This is a genomic window from Paenibacillus massiliensis subsp. panacisoli DSM 21345, assembly GCF_000426545.1.
In the GTDB taxonomy this organism is placed as follows: Bacteria; Bacillota; Bacilli; order Paenibacillales; family Paenibacillaceae; genus Paenibacillus; species Paenibacillus panacisoli.
The window spans coordinates 281,060-298,097 of record NZ_KE384535.1; the positions used below are offsets into that span (position 1 = coordinate 281,060).

Consider the following 17,038-nt stretch of genomic DNA (forward strand, 5'->3'; position numbering starts at 1 on the left):
TTACCTTCACCGAAATCACTGATCTTCAAATTACTTGTCCTAGCAGCAGAGGATGGCATGATGCCTCTGCTGCGGTGGCAAGCAGATGCCAGGCGCTATAGCTACCAAAGCATGTGGCAAAGCACCGTCAAGGCAATGAGTTAACACATCATTAGGTAAGGATGGTACTTCACATGATGAACAAAAGCATGCGTTGCCTGGCAATGTTATTTACAGCGTTGATGCTCTGGAACCAGTCCTATACCCCAGTATGGGGCGCAGCAGCCTTGACGCCAGATTCATTGGAACAAGCGATGGATGATCTAATGAGTACAGGATTGGAGCAGTTGCACATTCCAGGCGCAGCAGTTGTTGTGACCAAGGGGGAAGATATTTTCTTCAGTAAAGGCTATGGGTATGCAGATTTGGAACGCTCTACGGCCTTTGATTCGGCCCAGACTATTGTCCCTGTAGGCTCCTTGACCAAATCTTTCAGTGCAAGTGCAGCAATGCAGCTAGTCGAGAGGGGGCAGCTTGATCTGCACGAGGATATTAATCGCTATCTTCGCAGCTATCAAGCATCGCAATATGATAATCATCCCTTTCATATGCATCACCTGCTTACCCACACCTCGGGGCTGGATGAGGCTGTGTATGGGATTAATAGCCATACCCCGACAGGAGCACTGACAGCAGAAGAGTACCTGCGTGATTATTTTCAGAAGCAACCGCCCATTCGTGAGCCTGGCAGCCAGTATGATTACAGTAACGTAGCCTATGGATTGATCGGGAATGTGGTGGAGCAGGTAAGTGGGCAGCAGTTGAACGATTATTTCAAAGCCAAACTTTTCGCGCCCATGGATATGCCGAGTGCTACGCTAGACGTGCCTGTGGATAATCCGAAGCTTGCCCAATCCTATTACTGGCAGGATGGCAGCTATGAGAAACAACCTTTCTCATACATCCATCTCCCGGGGGCTGGAGCACTCAGCGTGACGCCAAAAGAGTTCTCTCATTATTTGATCACGCACCTGAATGAAGGCTTGTACGGAGGGCAAAGAGTGCTGGAGAGCGAGACGGTTGCAGCGATGCATGCGCAGCAATTCGCAGTAGATGAGCGACTGGATGGAGTAGGGTACGGATTTTTCCGCGGTGAGCTTGAGAATGGAATACCGATGCTGTGGGCTACCGGTGAGATTGATGGTTTTATATCGGAAATGGTACTGATCCCGTCGCATGAGCTAGGCATATTTGTCACAGTCAATGCAGCGAACTCAGGACTGGCTTTGCATGGAGCGGTAGTGAATGCGATCGCTGAAAGACTTCCAGCAGAGGAGCAGGCAGATACGTCTAAGTCACTTCAGACAGCAGTGAATGAAGAGGATAAACTGCCAGAGGAGGTCGCAGGTGTCTATCAGGCTACCTTGAATCCGGTTCATGGCTGGGGAAAGTGGATTCGCATGCTTGGAAGCATGAAGTACACCGTAAGCCTGCAGGATGAACATACATTGATCGTCAATGGAGAGTTCCCGAACGAGAACCAGACGACAGACAGGGTGTTCCAGACGGCTGGGGATGGCTTGCTGGTCGAGAAGGAGGGGAGCAACAGATTACTGCTATATCAGCAGGACGGTGTATGGACGCTTATTGCTCCGGACAGCAAGACGTTCAAGCAGACAGCGATATGGCATCAATCTCGTATGTTGCTCATCAATTACGCAGCAGCCTCCTTATTTTTTATTTTGGCTCTATTGGTGTGGGTAGTACGGTATGTGAATAGAGCTATACGGCGGACCCAGGCACGGATCTCTACCAGTCTTGCAGTAATCGCACTGTTGAACACGGTGTTCCTCGGGGTGCAGTTCATTTATGGCAACAGCCAGATCGTATATGGCTATCCGGCTTGGTATATATGGGGAATCTGTACATTGCCGCTGATATCTGCTCTGATTGCAATGTGGGTCATCATCGTAAATGCCAACAAGCTGATTAGGGGAGAAGGCAGGGGCCGATCGACGGGGAAAATCATGTTTGCGGTCATCACGCTGCTGCATACGATATATCTCTATTACTGGAACTTCTTGCCGATCCATTACACTTGATGCTCTTTGGACGATTAGAAGCGTTACGTAGAGGCGTTTTTACAATGTACAGCATGTACAGAGAAAATAAAATCAAAAATTAACAGATTTCACCATGAAAAAAAATTGACTTCAAGGGAAAATGTGGTATTTTATTGAATAAGATATATTTAATTACATTTTTATGTGATAAGAGGTTTCTGGGATTTATAAAAATATAATTGTTGTTAGGTGGTGTTACAGTGATCATCAGACCCTCATTCCAACGAATCAATAACGCATTTGTGAATGTACAGTTGGATAGGGTCTGCTTGATCCCGGAGGCTTTGGATCTTCTTTGCAAATTGGATTACATATGTACACTTATTGCTTTCCGAGTGTGGAACGATTTCCAATCAGGTCAATGGGAGGATGAGTAATGATGAACACATTTGAGGTACTGGAGTCCAATGTAAGATCGTATTGCAGAAGCTTTCCGGTTGTATTTAACAAAGCCAAGAACGATATGCTTTACACCGATTCAGGGGAAGGGTATATTGATTTTTTTGCTGGAGCAGGGGCCTTGAACTATGGTCATAATAATGATTTCATGAAGCAGCGCATTCTGGATTATGTAACGGCAGATCGAATCATGCACGGCCTGGATATGTATACGACAGCGAAGCAGGAGTTCATAGAATCCTTTTCGGAGCGTATTCTAGTGCCTAAGCAACTGAATTATAAGCTGCAATTCTGCGGACCAACAGGCACGAATGCTGTCGAGGCTGCACTGAAGCTAGCTCGTAAGGTGACGAAGAGAAATGGAATATTCGCCTTCATGGGTGCGTTCCACGGCATGTCCTTGGGAAGTCTCTCCGTAACCAGCAGTCGATCGATACGCGAGAGCGCAGGTATTACGCTGGATAATGTAACGTTTATTCCGTACTACAATACCTTTAGCGGGCTGGATACCATTTCTTATATGGAGCACTTGCTCACCGACTCCCATTCGGGGGTAGAAAAGCCAGCTGCGATCATTCTGGAGACGATCCAGGCCGAGGGTGGAATTAACATGGCAGATGCCGATTGGTTAGCGGATTTACGTCATTTGTGCACAGCGCATGATATTTTGCTCATTATCGATGATATTCAGGTTGGGTGCGGACGGACAGGCTCCTTTTTCTCATTTGAACGGGCAGGGATTGTACCGGATATCGTGGTCTTGTCCAAGTCGATCAGCGGTTATGGACTACCTATGTCATTGCTGCTGCTTAAGCCGGAGCTGGATGTGTGGAGCCCGGGTGAGCATAATGGCACCTTCCGTGGCAATCAGCTGGCCTTTGTGGCGGCTAAAGCGGCACTGGAATTCAGAGATGCCATCGGGCTAGAAGCGCAGGTGAAGGAGAAGGAGGTGTTCGTTCAGCAATTTTTGCGGGACAGCATCCAGTCGATAGATCCCTTCATCAGAATCCGTGGCATGGGCTTGATCTGGGGGATAGATGTATCCCATCTGGGCGAGGCCTTCGCCAAGGAGGTTACGGAGCTCTGCTTCCGTAGAGGTCTTATTATTGAGCGGGCAGGACGCAATGATACCGTGATTAAGATTATGCCTGCGCTGACGGTAAGCATGGAGAACCTTCGCAAGGGCTGCGATATTCTCGAGGAAAGTATGGAGCAGGTATACAGCTCGCTGGTTACTTCGGTTATGTAGCATGTATTGGGCAGGTCATGGTTAAATAAGTAAATGAGAAAGCCGTTCCAAGTTGATTTGCTTTTAATAGCTGGAGAGTCTCAGGCCATTAAAAGCAAGTTCTGCGCTGGAACGGCTTTGTTTTACGATGACTACAGTGTAGCTACATCAATGACGAATCGATAGCGAACGTCACTGCGTAATACACGCTCATAGGCCTCGTCCACTTGATCGGCAGAAATCACTTCGATCTGAGGCTTAATGTTATGCTCGGCGGAGAAATCCAGCATTTCCTGCGTCTCGCGGATACCACCTACAAGGGAACCGGCGATGCTGCGTCTGCCCATGATTAAGGAGAATACATGGTACTGATCCGGTTGACTTGGTGCCCCTACGTTCACCAGGGCTCCGTCAATGCGGAGCAGGGATAAATAGGCATCCACATCCAGATTGGCAGATACGGTATTCAGAATTAGATCAAAACGCCCAGCCAGCGTAGTAAAGGTCTCGGAATCACTGGTTGCATAATAATGGTCTGCACCAAAGCTCAAGGCTTCGGCCTTCTTGTCCATAGAGCGGCTCAGAACGGTAACCTCAGCTCCCAGCGCATGAGCATATTGAATGGCCATATGACCCAGTCCGCCCATCCCCAGAATGGCTACTTTCTTCCCGGGCCCTGCGTTCCAGTGTCTTAAAGGAGAGTAGGTAGTAATCCCGGCACACAGCAGTGGACTGGCTACATCCAAGTCCAGAGCGTCAGGAATACGCACAACGAAGCGCTCCGTTACAACGATCTTCTGGCTGTAGCCACCATGGGTTGGTTGACCATCATAGTCCAAGGAATTGTAAGTAGAGACTACACCTTTTGTGCAGAATTGCTCCAGATCCTGTTGACAGTATTCACACTCTCCACAGGAATCGACATAACAACCGACCCCAACACGGTCGCCGACGGCAAATTTGGTGACAGCCGAGCCGACGGCCTGAACAACCCCAGCGATCTCATGACCAGGTACTAATGGGAAAATGGCTGCGCCCCAGTCACCGTGAGCAGTATGGATGTCAGAGTGGCAAATACCGCTATATTTAATGTCGATCAGGACGTCATCTGGACGTAGGTCACGACGCTGGATTGTAGTTGTCTCAAAGTTCGCTTTGGCGTGAGACACACTTAATACACGAGATTCACACATGTTATTCGCTCCTCTAAATAGATGTTATAAGTAAGCATTCTAGCAAGGCAGACCCGAGCTATTGATCTGGGGTTGCCCTGCACAATTTGAAGTATAGACCTTCAAGTTAACTTTATAGCAAGAGGAATTTTGAAAAATATTTGAAAATGATTTGAAAATGATATGTTTGGTAGTCTTGGTAGATGGATTGTGAACTATTGACTTCAATTGAGCTTTACGTGTTAAATTCAAATATGAATGAAGAAGCACGAGGTGAACGAATGAATATTGCCAAGGTAGCCAAGCAGTTCAATCTGACTTCAGCAACACTCCGGTATTATGAACAGCTTGGTCTGATTCCCCCTGTTATGCGGGATGAGAAGGGGGACCGTAAGTATTCGGAAGAAGATCTCAAATGGATTGAATTCATCAAATGCATGCGAAGCGCGGGTCTGACCATCGAGGCGCTAATGGAGTACACCTCCTTATTCTCCAAGGGAGAAGAGAGTCTAGAGGAACGCAAAAGCATTCTGATCGAGGAAAGAGAGAAGCTGATTATCCGGCGCAGAGAGATCGACGAGACGATTCAGCGTCTGGATTATAAAATCAAAGATTATGACGGGAAATTACGGGTAAGTGAGGCAAATCTGAGGGTAGACCCAAATTAGCTGCGAGTAGTTGCCAGTGTGGAATCGTGATGAGGGACACTCTGGCGATCTCTGAATGGAAGCCAGGAAAGCATAGATGGAAACCAGGAAAGTGGTGATGTCAGATGGATCAGATTACTCTTCATCAGTCCAAATCTTCAGATGTGGAGACCCTTGCGAATCTGAGGGCAATAGTGCTGTATGATGATTTAACTAGGCTAGGTAGATTTCATGAGGAGAAGGTTCGCGAGCGCTTCCGGGATTCGTTTACCCCTGAACATACGTGGATCATACAAGCAGAGTCTACCTTTATTGGGTGTATTGCCTTCAAGCCGTTAGGCGAAGGGTATTTATTAGAGCATTTTTACATACTCCCCGAATATCAAGGTAAAGGCATTGGTGGCCAAATAATGAATCATTTTCTTACACAAGATCATGTCGCAGGCAGCCTGGTGACTTTAAATGTTCTTCAAGGAAGCTCTGCCAAACGCCTATATGAACGTTTCGGGTTTAAAGTGGATCGTGAGGATTCCATAGATATTTTTATGTCAAAGACAGTCGGTGTGTAAAGAGAAAGGAATCAGACGAATGCCATTCGATATTACTAATAAATTTGTGATTGCGGTAGCTTCAAGTGCCTTGTTCGACTTAACGGAGTCTGATCGTGTATTCCAGGAAGAAGGGGAAGCGGCTTATCGAGACTATCAGAGAGAACATGAAAATGAAATCTTAGCACATGGTGTTGCTTACCCACTTATCAAGAGATTGTTAAGTATCAACACACCTGAAGATCAATTAGTGGAAGTGATCCTGCTGTCACGAAATGACCCGGATACGGGTCTCAGAGTATTTAAGTCCATTGAACATTATGGCCTAACCATAAGTAGAGCTGTGTTTGTTGCGGGGAGTAATCCATTTAAATATATGGCAGCGTTTAATGCAGCCCTTTTTCTATCTGGCAATCCAGATGACGTCAAGGAGGCTGTCGAACACGGATATCCAGCAGGATGTATGTATCCTTCGGATTATATTGATGATGAGCAAGATAATGAGATAAGAATCGCTTTTGATTTTGACGGAATTATAGCGGATGATTCAGCCGAGTCTATTTTCCAACAAGGAGCACTCGACCAGTTTCATTCACATGAGAAAGAGATGGCTAGCCTTCCTTTACCAGCCGGGCCACTATCCAGATTCTTCACAGAAATCTCTAAATTACAACAAAAAGAAATATTGAAAAATCAAAATGACCCTGATTATAAGCCTAGAATAAGAATAGCCATTGCTACAGCCAGAAATGCACCTGCACATGAGAGAATGATCAACACACTTAGAAAGCTAGATATCAGAATTGATGAAGCCTTCTTTCTTGGAGGAGTAGAGAAGATCAGAGTGCTGAATGTCTTCAAGCCACACATATTCTTTGATGATCAAGTAGGTCATATTGAGGGTGTAGCCAGAACATTTCCTTCCGTTCATGTTCCATTTGGAGCAATAAATAATAAGCTTGATAAGCAATGAGAAATACAACTGTTGAAGGAGTGGGATGCCCTGATCATCTAGAACTCACTAATCGAACCTGGAAGGAGGCACGTTGTAGTATTTTTTGAAGGCTTTTGAAAAGGTAAAAGGATCAGGATAGCCAAGAAAGGCGGCAATCTCCTGAATACTATATTTCTTCTCATATAGATAGTCGCGGGCGCGATTCATCTTAATCTGATAAATGTACTGCCCCGGCGTGATCCCGAGCGCCTTTTTGAAATACGAGATGAAATACTTCTCAGAAATACCGACAAGCGCTGCCAGCTCACTCATTTTGAAGCTCTGGTGCAGGTTCTCATCTATAAAGGCCAGAACTGGCTGCAGCACATCCAGACTTCGCTCCGATGTTCTTATTTTCGTGTCACTATCGAGAAATTTTCCGTGGTATTGGCCCAATGCATGCAGCTCGACAATTTTGGCAATCACGGCTGTGAGGCAGGCCTTGACGTATAAGCGGTTCCCTGATCTGCTTCCCTGCTGCTTCAGTCGCTGATAAGCCTGGACAAGCAGGAAGGTCTCATCATGAATCAAGGAGGCAGAAATGATCCCAGGGAGCTGAAGCTCACTCAAGATCCGCTCGTTATGGCCGATACGAAAATCGAAATGCACATACATAAAGCGACATGCTCCCTCACAGGCTGCGGCAGTGTAAGGCACCCCAGGATAGAAAAATACCACATCGCCAGGCATGACCGTATGTTCCTTACCATGTACTGTGATTTTTGCCTTTCCTTCCTGCAGGAACCACAGATCGTAATCATGATGCATCTTGTGCTCGATCCAGCTCTCGCCATGCTCCGATTCCCAAAAGGAGCTCATACGAATAGTGATCAGCTCGGAGAGCTCATTAAGCATTCCCATGCCCGCGATCTTATCATTCATGAATACTTCCCCTTCACCCTCTGACATGCTATATATATGGCTATTATAACACTTAAGCTAAGAACGCTTCCATGGCCTTACTATTTGACATGTACTTCGTACCGACGCATATTCTGTTTTCTGCCAACCTAACTATAATGAACGTAGAACCTATTATTTCAGGGAGGCTAATCATGATAAATGCAAATATAGAGCGGCCCAAGGTAGTGGTCATTGGTGCAGGGAGTCTGTTCTTCGGTCGTCAATCCATCTGGCAGATGGTGCACTCATCTTATCTGAATAAAGGAACACTCGCCTTGGTGGATTCCGACCCGGAGAAGCTGTCCAAGATGGTGCGCCTGGCGGAGATGGTGGCTCGTGATAATCAGGTGGAGCTTCGGATCGAAGGAGCTACAGACTGGCGGGAGGTCTTGCCTGGGGCTGATTTTGTCGTGCTAAGCTTCGCCAAGGATTCGGTCAAATATCGTGGTATAGATTGCGAGGTCTCGCTAAAGTATGGCATTCGTATGTGCTCCGGGGATACGATCGGTCCAGGTGGTATTTTTCGGGCGATGCGTGAGCTGCCTGTCATTATGCAGTGTGCCAAAGACATCGAGGAGCTATGCCCTGAGGCCTGGGTTATTAATTACATCAATCCTTCCACGGTCCATGGCATTGCGCTGAGTCGTTATGCACCAGCCTTGAAAACATTTGCCTTGTGCGACAGCCATCACATGCCGCATAAGAAGATCCATTACGCACTACGCGCAGGTATTATTCAGGAAGCAAAGGAATACACGAGTGAAGTGGATGAGCGTTTTGATTTCCACGTCGCCGGAGTGAATCATTTTACTTGGCTGCTTCAGGCAAAGTATGACGGAAGGGATGTCATGCCACGGATTGCCGAGGCTTTGCGAGAATCCGCTGGTACCGAGAATGATGGTGGAGATACGGGCGCCAAGGCTCTTCATAACGATGCCATTACGTACGAGCTATATGATATATTCGGTTATATCCCGACCTGCACAGCTCATACGAAGGAATACGTTCGCTATTGGCAGGGACTGGGCAAGACGAAGGATGTCATTCCACCGTTGTCAATCTGGGAGACGGAGGACCGCTACAAGCGTCATGAGGAGATGTGGCAGCAAGTGGATGACTTCATAGATGGAACTATTCCCATAGGAGAATATATGAGCACCTTGGGGCCAGATCATGCCACAGATATCATTGAGAGCATGGTGGGCAATCTGGGCAAGAAATTCTTTATTAATACCCTGAATCAGGGAGCTGTGAGCAACATGAATGACGATGCGTTTCTGGAGCTGCTATGCGAGGTTAGTATGGAGGGAGTCCGACCGATTCCTGTCGGGGAGATGCCTCGGGGGATAAGAGGGATGCAGGAGCTGGTGCTGGATACGCATGAGTTAACCGCAGCAGCCGTGGTCGAACAGAGCTATACCCAATTGAGAAAGGCTATGTTAACAGATCCATTAGTGAATTCCATTCATGATGCGGATATGATCATTGCAGAACTGCTTGAGCGTGAGAAGGATATCATCCCGTCCATCTGGTATAAGTAACAAGCTGCACAAGAAAACAAAATACAATAAGAAACAAAATGCATTAATAAACAAAATGTATTGAACAACATCCTGCACCAGGTAACAACGCAACACAAGAGTGAGGTCTGTTAAACCGTCCCCTGTCAGCTTGCTCGAATAATGCTCGCCATGCTAATATGGCGGGCATTTTTGTTCTGCTCAAAAAAAAGTGAATCATTTCCTGTGTTGACTTGTCTATAATATAGTCCAACAAGAAAGGAGTGCCGGGGGTGACCGAGCATGAACTATTTAATACCTACAATAAAGAAGTCTACCGTACCTGCCTCTACATGCTTAAGAACAGTCAGGATGCAGAGGATGCATGCCATGATGTATTCGTAACCGTATTTCGGCAGGATTGGTCGAGCGTGAAGCATCTGCGGGCCTGGATTATGCGAATTGCGATGAATCAGTGTCTGAATGTGATCAGGAGAAATAAGACGAAGGCACGTAAGCAGGAGCAGTTGCAGGTTCTTCATGACCAGGAAGCGCTCTTCAAGAGATCGGTAGATAGCATTGCCATAGCCAGGGCATCCTTTGCTGAAATGGAGGAGATGATGCATAAGCTGCCGGATAAACAGATCAGCGTGTTGACCTTGCGATATATCGGTGATCTGTCCGTACCTGAGATTGCGCAGATCCTGAACATTCCGGAAGGAACCGTGCGTTCGAGAATACACAAAGCATTGAAGATGCTAAGGCGGAAGCTGGAGCATCAGAAAACATTTGATGTGAGGGGAGAGAACGGATTTGGACTCCATTGAAAACAAGGTTCAAGAGCATATGAATGATGAAGGTGTGCAATACCCTGATTTTGACCGATTGTGGACGAGCATTCAGAGGGATGAGCTGAGAATGGAAGAAGAGGTCGTCCCCGCACCTCGATGGTATAGACAAAAAAAGACAGCTATAGCGGCAGGACTAACTGTTGCTCTGATGGCCACGCCGGTCTATGCTGCGATACAATACGACTGGAGTCAGCTACTGTCAGGTAAGCCTGGCATTCAGATGGCTCTGCAGGCTGGCTATGGACAGCCCATCGAACAGAGCGTAACCGCTGATGGGGTTACATTGACGGTCCATACGGCCTTTATTGATGAGAATCGTACAGTGCTTCTATATACAATTAGACCAGGAGTAGCAACAGAGGGTCAGGAGATCCGGTATGATCAGATTGTGCTCAAGGATAGCCAGGGCTCACCGCTGGAAGGTCGCTATGTCCAACAGTGGAATGCTGAGCTAGGTGTCTATCAAGGCTATTTCGAATCGAATTGGGTCATGCAGTCGGACCAGATGGAGCTGCAATTTGCCATCACGAACGTTCGGTATCTTGAGGACCGGGAGCAGGAAATCCCATGGAATCCGAAGGATAAGGAGACACAGAAATTCGAAATTCAGCAGGACGGTATTCAATCGGTCACGATCCAGTCCTTTCCGGCGTCCTCCGATTATATCCGCATCCATTCAGCAGTAAGCTTTACTGATCAAGAGGTACAGGAGGATACCTGGGCAAGAATTCGCGCCTATGATCGAGACAATGACATGCTACAAGAAGCGCAAGCTCCCGAGTATGGTACAGCAGGAGCGACAGGGGCCTATTCAAGTCGGCAGTTATTCGACGAGCAGGAATTGCTGGATAAGGGCGAACGATTTACTTTGGCCTACACTCATGTAAAAGCACGTACAGAAGGCGAGTGGAAGCTGAACCTCTCTCTGTCACGCGAGCAAATGGAGAAAAGCACCTACAAGCAGCAACTGGATATTCCGCTGTCCACAGTAACTGGTGACACCAGCATAAGCGAGCTGATCGTGACGCCTACCCAGATCCGGGTGACGCTAAAGCATGCTGAAGAGAACCTGCGGATTCCTTATGAGAATTTCCAGTTAGAGGCCGCAGGACAACTGATGAATGGCAGGGTTCAGCTTGAGGGCGAGCATGACCCACACCAGACAGAAGTACGATTCGAGCCAGTGAAATCGGTCGTTCTGGACCCGAGCACAATCAATGCTCAGCCTGTCGTCCTCATTGCCAAGGATCGGATGGATGAGCACGCCGGTGGTAGCACTTCTGTTCACTTGACCAACATATCCTCACAGCCGCAGACCATTCGCACGGATTATGAAGGCTTTCCAATTCGCTGGACTTATTACACGAAGGATGGGAATCTGTACGTCGAGTCAGACAGCACGAGTGCAGACTTTGGAGAGGTGAACCAGACGTACTATCTCGAAGGTGGAGAGAAGCAGTACTCCATGCCGCAATTCAGCAGTGGCTTGGACTCCAAGCACGTGGATGTGTTTGATCATTTTACTGGTACGGACCTCAAACTCTACGTATGGAACTATACGACTTTGAAGAAGGGGGAGCAGCTGCGTATACAGCTTACAGAATAGCTGGGCAACAGGTAGTTTTGAAAATAAAGGGCAGCGACTCTCGAACAGGAGGGTGCTGCCCTTTTTGGGGCTTTACCAATTGTGATCAGATCAGTCGGCACAAGGATCAGGTATATATGTCGAGTTCACGACACCCCTACCGAGATCCGTATGATGAACTGGTCAGGATTTTTCTCTGCAAGATAGTTCAGTAATTCCGTCTCGTAGACATTTCCACTAATGCTTAGACCCTTGCTCTGTATAAAATCCTTTAGAATAGCATAGGTGTGCGGCATGGTCTCATAGGAGCCTCTATGATCCATGACGGCATACCTACCTTCAGGCTTGACGAGCACTTTATCTCCAGCCATCGGTAGGCTGAGCTTATTGGCAACGTAATCGGGATAGTATTGGCCTGCCTCGAAGTTCACTTTGTCAATAATCGTGTTGAGCGGGAATTCGTGCAAGATGAAGTGCTTTTCACAATAATCCCGGTGCTCGGTCAGCTTGATTACGAATTCCTTATCATCCATTAGCCCACTGAGCTTTGTGCTGATGAAGTACTCCGCCTCGCAGGTCTCCAGCAGGGGAGACGAGCGGGGGTCATTGTGAGCCACCTCTATCATGTCAAGCGCACCGCTCAGAAAGGTCTGCATCCGCTTCAATCTTAACTGCTCCAGCTCCAATTCCTGCTGCTTCTGCTGGATCAGATTTACGAACAGCCCCGCATTCTGATTTTGCATGAATTCCTTGATCTCCTGCAGTGAGCTTCCAGCCTTCTTAAGGACATGGATAATATCCAGTGCGTAGCAATGATAAAAGGAGTAGTAACGGTAGCCTTTCTCATTGACGAACTCTGGCTTGAGTAGTCCAATCTCGTCATAGTGGAATAATGTGTGCTTGGTAACTCCTGTGGCTTTGGCCAATTCACTGGTGGTGAAGTATTGCTTTTGAATGTCAGACACGAGTCAATCCTCCATGAGTAAAGGGAAATGTTCATCATAAGCAAAGGTACATATTCATCTGGCTATGGTTATTGTAAATGATGAAATACTACTTGACTATAGGGTTACCCGATAGTTTAGGTTTTTTCTATACACACTTTTATTCTTAGTCCTGCAAGGAGGAGCTTAACACATGTCTACTTTCAAACGCTGGGTGGTTCTAGGGATTGTCTCCAGCGCACTTTTGCTGATCGTGATGGATATGACCATTCTCTATACGGCATTACCGAGTCTTACCCATGATCTTGGTGCCTCTGCATCGGAGAAGCTATGGATTCTGAACGGCTATTCATTAGTCATGGCTGGCTTGCTGCCTGCTATGGGCACACTGGGAGATCGTCTAGGCTATAGATTTATTTTTACTGGAGGTCTGATTGTCTTTGGTCTGGCCTCGATCGTCGCCGCCTTTGCCCCAAGCCCGCTTGTACTGGTGGCTGCGAGAGTCTTGCTTGCCGTCGGAGCATCCATGATGATGCCAGCGACTTTGTCGATTATTCGAATTACCTTCTCGGAGCCACGCGAGCTGGGCCTTGCACTCGGAGTATGGGGCTCTGTATCCGCTGGTGGTGCGGGACTTGGGCCGATTGTAGGTGGACTGTTGCTGGAGCATTTTTGGTGGGGCTCTGTCTTTCTGGTTAATATACCGATTGTGGTGCTGGCCCTGCTACTTACGTTGCTCTATATCCCGGTCCATCCAGGAAATCCGGGCAAGAGATGGGATTTGGTCAGCTCTGTGCAGATCATGATCGCCTTGGTGACCTTGGTGTATGCCATTAAAGAGATCACCCGCCGCGATGGCTCCATGGTGCTGGCAGGAGTTAGCTTCTTGGTTGGAATTGTGGCCATGATTATCTTTATCCGTCGTCAACTCAGAAGTCTACATCCTTTAATTGATCTGTCGCTCTTCAGAACGCTTCGCTTCTCTGTCGGATTCGTTACAGCAGTGGTGGCCGCCTTCTCACAGCTGGGCATTCAGTATTTAATCACACAAAGACTTCAGCTGGTGGAAGGAATGACTCCGCTCCAAGCAGGAGTATACACGCTGTGCATTCCCATTGCTGCGCTGGCTTCCGGGCCTATAACGGGCGCTATACTGCATCGGTATGATGTGCTAAGAATCAAGAGTATAACACTGCTGGTTGCAGGTGCGGGTACAGCTATCTATCTGCTACAATTGCAAGGAGGCATGCTCGGACAGTTGCTTGGTCTGACATTGCTTGGGGCAGGGCTCGGTGCGGCAATGACGGCTGCATCTCATTCGATAATGACATATGCGCCCGCCCATAAGGCAGGCATGGCAGCTTCAATAGAGGAGGTAGCTTTTGAGCTGGGAGGAGCCTCTGGCATTGCGATCATTGGAAGCTTGTCGGGTCTGATCTACACGTTATCTCTTCAGATCCCTGCGGGACTGAATCTGCCAGGCATTGTGAAGGACAGTCTGGATGAAGCCAAGCTGGTGTCTGAATCATTGCCTGCAGCAGCATCAGAGGCATTAACAGCGGCTGCTCATACGGCTTTTAATGAATCATTCATGGTCGTCTTTGCAGGAATCACAGTGTTTCTGCTAGCAGCTTCTCTGGTAGTAGATATAGCAAGGGCTCGCTCGAAGCGCAGTAGCTCCTCTAGTTCACAGCAGCTTTACTAATTTTAATAGTTCATTATATTTCAAATGAACATGGGCAGATAGCCTGGTATCGAGGAGGAAGCATGAAATCCCTTTTGCACAATAGAGTCTTCGTGATTGTCCTGTTTGCAGATTTACTTCAACAAATGGGAATATGGATACGGAACATGGCCTTGCTGTTCTATATTATGGAGCAGACCCATAACAATCCGACAGCCGTGTCCATGCTTACAGCCATGGAATACTTGCCTATTTTTGTATTCTCGCTGATTGGCGGGACCTTTGCAGATCGGTGGAATCCCAAGCGAACAGTGGTTATAGGCGATACATTAAGTGCGTTGTCGATACTCATTATCCTGCTTCTCATATCGCTTGGTGTATGGCAGGCTGTTTTTGCGGCTACAGTCATCTCGGCGATTGTGAGTCAATTTTCCCAGCCTTCGTCAGCCGTTCTGTTCCGCAGGCACATTCCAATGGATCAGGTAGGGACGGCTATTGGCATCAATCAAAGTCTAATGGCCATATTCACCATCTTCGGACCGATGCTGGGCACGCTCGTATATACTCAGCTTGGTATTGAGGTCTCTATGGTGGCGCTATTTGGTATCTTTGCCACGGCAGCCATCGTCCAGCTCTTCTTGCCTGCTTCAAGTCGGGAGAAGTCTGCCGAACGTCCTTCCCCCATACAAGATATCAAGGCTGGACTGCAATACGTCATGGGACAATCCAATCTGAGGTTAATCGCTGTGATGTTCCTCATTACAGGACTAGCTATGGGCATTACGATGCCTCTGGATGTCTTTGTCACGATGGAGCGCTTGGGCTTGCCCAAGGAATATGTACAATGGTTCGCTGCCGCTGAAGGGGTGGGAATGCTGGTCGGTGGAGGACTTGCCGCCTTGCTCGCCACTTGGATGAACCGTTACAGACGGGCCATCATTACAGGAACCATGCTGATCTGGGGTGTGATAACCTTAATCGAAGTATTGTCGGTGTGGCCTATGCTCACTGCCAGTGCACGGGTATTGTCCGGGATCACAACAGCTTTCTTCCAAGTGGTATTCAGTGCCATGATGATCAAGGAAATCAGGGAGGAATATATCGGAAGAACCAATGGCGTCATACTGCCTCTCATGATGGGTGGACTTCTACTAGGCAGTGCGAGCTCAGGGTTCATTGTGCACCAGGTGGAGCTGTTTGGAGCATACTTCATTGCTGCCACGCTTACGATCGCATGTATCTTTTTCACAGCTCGCTTGAAGCTCGCCGTACCCAGAAGCGAAGCATAAGCGGAATCTGATTCCAGATGATAATTATTCGGTAGAGTGGTAGCGGCTCTATATTCACATTTGATCGGGTCAAGGCGCTAGTTCAGTACACCACTACCTACGATGGTTACCTGGACTTGGGGATGAAAGCGAACCTCTGCATAATCTTTGTCCCAATCAAGCTCTTTCCACAAGGCCGGGTGATGGGCAATGAGTTGTCTGCCGATGCCGAAGGCGTCGCATTTGCTATCTTGCAGCTGCTGGATAATTCGCTCCGCATCCTCGGTCATCTGATCGGTGAGTTCCCGATTCAGGCGCTGCTGTGTCTCTTTCTTGTGCAAATGATTAGCAGCATACTCAACGACAGTGATCGGGAGCTTGATTCGCAAGTACACATCAATCTGCCCATCCCTGAAGACCTTGACTACAAGCTTGCGCTTAATGCTTCGGGTTACTGCCTCATAGGCAATATAATTCTCGGGATCATCGACAGGTCCGGGGTTAACCTTCTTGACGAAGCGCGCTGTTTTTTTCCATTTCCCGCTCATGATGACGTATAGGCTGCTCTGCTCCCGACTCAGCGTACCCGTGAATTTTTGTCCACTGAATAAGGCAATTCCTTGGGCAACGATGTCTTTATCCTGCTTGGTTAAATAGGGCAGCACGAAGTCCTGTCCAGGGTCAAGCATTGGAGGGAGCAGAGTCTCCAGCGTCATGTCGGGAAACATACACAATTCCTCCAAGCTTCTGATCTTTTTACTCAAAAATTCACCTACTAACAAATTACCGACTTTTCCTTCCTGCAGCAGTTCTCCAGCTTCTCCATCCACAATAGCAATTTTGACGTGTGAGGTTGGATAGTCAGGCTCGCGATACAGTACATCCATATATGGATAGATATCCCTGACTGTCAGCTCCTTACCGTACAGGATCACTCCGTATTTGTAATAACGAATATCTCCGCTTACTTTGCTTCGAATCTGATCGGTGCTTTGGCGGATGCTTCTTCCTATGCCTGAATGAACTTCATTGGCGCCACTCTCCTGATTGTTATCGAAGTCATTGACAATTTCCAGAGTCTGCTTGATCTTGCCGTTCGGAGTCAGATCGTATGCTGTCGCATTGGCGAGTCGTGCATCCTTCAGGTTCTCCTGATCCCAGCAGCCTGTTGTACAGATTAGCAGGGTCAATATAGCAAATGAGCTTCGCATCCT

At 47.7% G+C, this 17,038-nt stretch carries 14 protein-coding genes; 10 read left to right on the forward strand and 4 right to left on the reverse strand.

Going from position 1 to position 17,038, the window contains the following annotated elements:
• Positions 1–173 precede the first annotated feature (173 nt).
• On the forward strand, positions 174–2,081 hold the full coding sequence (locus K331_RS0126690) for a serine hydrolase domain-containing protein (protein WP_028592669.1): 1,908 nt from the start codon (positions 174–176) through the stop codon (positions 2,079–2,081).
• Between the two features lie 400 nt (positions 2,082–2,481).
• A complete protein-coding gene (gene ectB / locus K331_RS0126700; RefSeq protein WP_028592670.1) occupies positions 2,482–3,750 on the forward strand; it encodes a diaminobutyrate--2-oxoglutarate transaminase in 1,269 nt (422 codons plus the stop codon).
• Positions 3,751–3,881: 131 nt separating this feature from the next.
• Here ectB and K331_RS0126705 read toward each other — a convergent pair whose 3' ends face one another.
• Complete coding sequence (locus K331_RS0126705) at positions 3,882–4,922, reverse strand: NAD(P)-dependent alcohol dehydrogenase (protein WP_028592671.1); 1,041 nt, start codon at positions 4,920–4,922, stop codon at positions 3,882–3,884.
• 260 nt (positions 4,923–5,182) lie between these two features.
• On the opposite strand from K331_RS0126705, the gene K331_RS0126710 reads away from it, so the two are divergent.
• The 3 genes from K331_RS0126710 to K331_RS0126720 all read left to right on the forward strand — a co-directional run bounded on the left by K331_RS0126710 (position 5,183) and on the right by K331_RS0126720 (position 7,069).
• Positions 5,183–5,569, forward strand: coding sequence for a MerR family transcriptional regulator (locus K331_RS0126710; protein ID WP_028592672.1), 387 nt, complete (start codon positions 5,183–5,185; stop codon positions 5,567–5,569).
• 104 nt (positions 5,570–5,673) lie between these two features.
• Positions 5,674–6,117 (forward strand): GNAT family N-acetyltransferase, encoded by a 444-nt coding sequence (locus tag K331_RS0126715; RefSeq protein ID WP_028592673.1) that lies wholly within the window; start codon positions 5,674–5,676, stop codon positions 6,115–6,117.
• 19 nt (positions 6,118–6,136) lie between these two features.
• Positions 6,137–7,069, forward strand: coding sequence for a 5'-nucleotidase (locus K331_RS0126720; RefSeq protein ID WP_028592674.1), 933 nt, complete (start codon positions 6,137–6,139; stop codon positions 7,067–7,069).
• Between the two features lie 48 nt (positions 7,070–7,117).
• Here K331_RS0126720 and K331_RS0126725 read toward each other — a convergent pair whose 3' ends face one another.
• On the reverse strand, positions 7,118–7,972 hold the full coding sequence (locus K331_RS0126725; RefSeq protein WP_028592675.1) for an AraC family transcriptional regulator: 855 nt from the start codon (positions 7,970–7,972) through the stop codon (positions 7,118–7,120).
• Between the two features lie 173 nt (positions 7,973–8,145).
• On the opposite strand from K331_RS0126725, the gene K331_RS0126730 reads away from it, so the two are divergent.
• The 3 genes from K331_RS0126730 (at position 8,146) to K331_RS0126740 (ending at position 11,949) form a co-directional block, all read left to right on the forward strand.
• Positions 8,146–9,534: a family 4 glycosyl hydrolase gene (locus K331_RS0126730; protein ID WP_028592676.1), complete on the forward strand. Its 1,389-nt coding sequence runs from the start codon at positions 8,146–8,148 to the stop codon at positions 9,532–9,534.
• A gap of 251 nt (positions 9,535–9,785) precedes the next feature.
• Positions 9,786–10,319: an RNA polymerase sigma factor gene (locus K331_RS0126735; protein WP_028592677.1), complete on the forward strand. Its 534-nt coding sequence runs from the start codon at positions 9,786–9,788 to the stop codon at positions 10,317–10,319.
• Positions 10,306–11,949 (forward strand): DUF4179 domain-containing protein, encoded by a 1,644-nt coding sequence (locus K331_RS0126740; RefSeq protein ID WP_028592678.1) that lies wholly within the window; start codon positions 10,306–10,308, stop codon positions 11,947–11,949. The genes K331_RS0126735 and K331_RS0126740 overlap by 14 nt, the downstream gene beginning before the upstream one ends.
• A gap of 125 nt (positions 11,950–12,074) precedes the next feature.
• On the opposite strand, the gene K331_RS0126745 is transcribed toward K331_RS0126740, so the two are convergent.
• Positions 12,075–12,893 (reverse strand): MerR family transcriptional regulator, encoded by an 819-nt coding sequence (locus tag K331_RS0126745; protein WP_028592679.1) that lies wholly within the window; start codon positions 12,891–12,893, stop codon positions 12,075–12,077.
• Between the two features lie 172 nt (positions 12,894–13,065).
• Here K331_RS0126745 and K331_RS0126750 point away from each other — a divergent pair, with 172 nt between their 5' ends.
• Complete coding sequence (locus K331_RS0126750; RefSeq protein ID WP_028592680.1) at positions 13,066–14,577, forward strand: MFS transporter; 1,512 nt, start codon at positions 13,066–13,068, stop codon at positions 14,575–14,577.
• A 62-nt stretch (positions 14,578–14,639) separates the two neighbouring features.
• On the forward strand, positions 14,640–15,845 hold the full coding sequence (locus K331_RS0126755) for an MFS transporter (RefSeq protein WP_028592681.1): 1,206 nt from the start codon (positions 14,640–14,642) through the stop codon (positions 15,843–15,845).
• Positions 15,846–15,922: 77 nt separating this feature from the next.
• Here the strand turns inward: K331_RS0126755 and K331_RS0126760 are convergent, their stop codons facing one another.
• Positions 15,923–17,035, reverse strand: a complete 1,113-nt coding sequence (locus K331_RS0126760; protein WP_028592682.1) for a Ger(x)C family spore germination protein — start codon at positions 17,033–17,035, stop codon at positions 15,923–15,925.
• Positions 17,036–17,038: the final 3 nt, after the last annotated feature.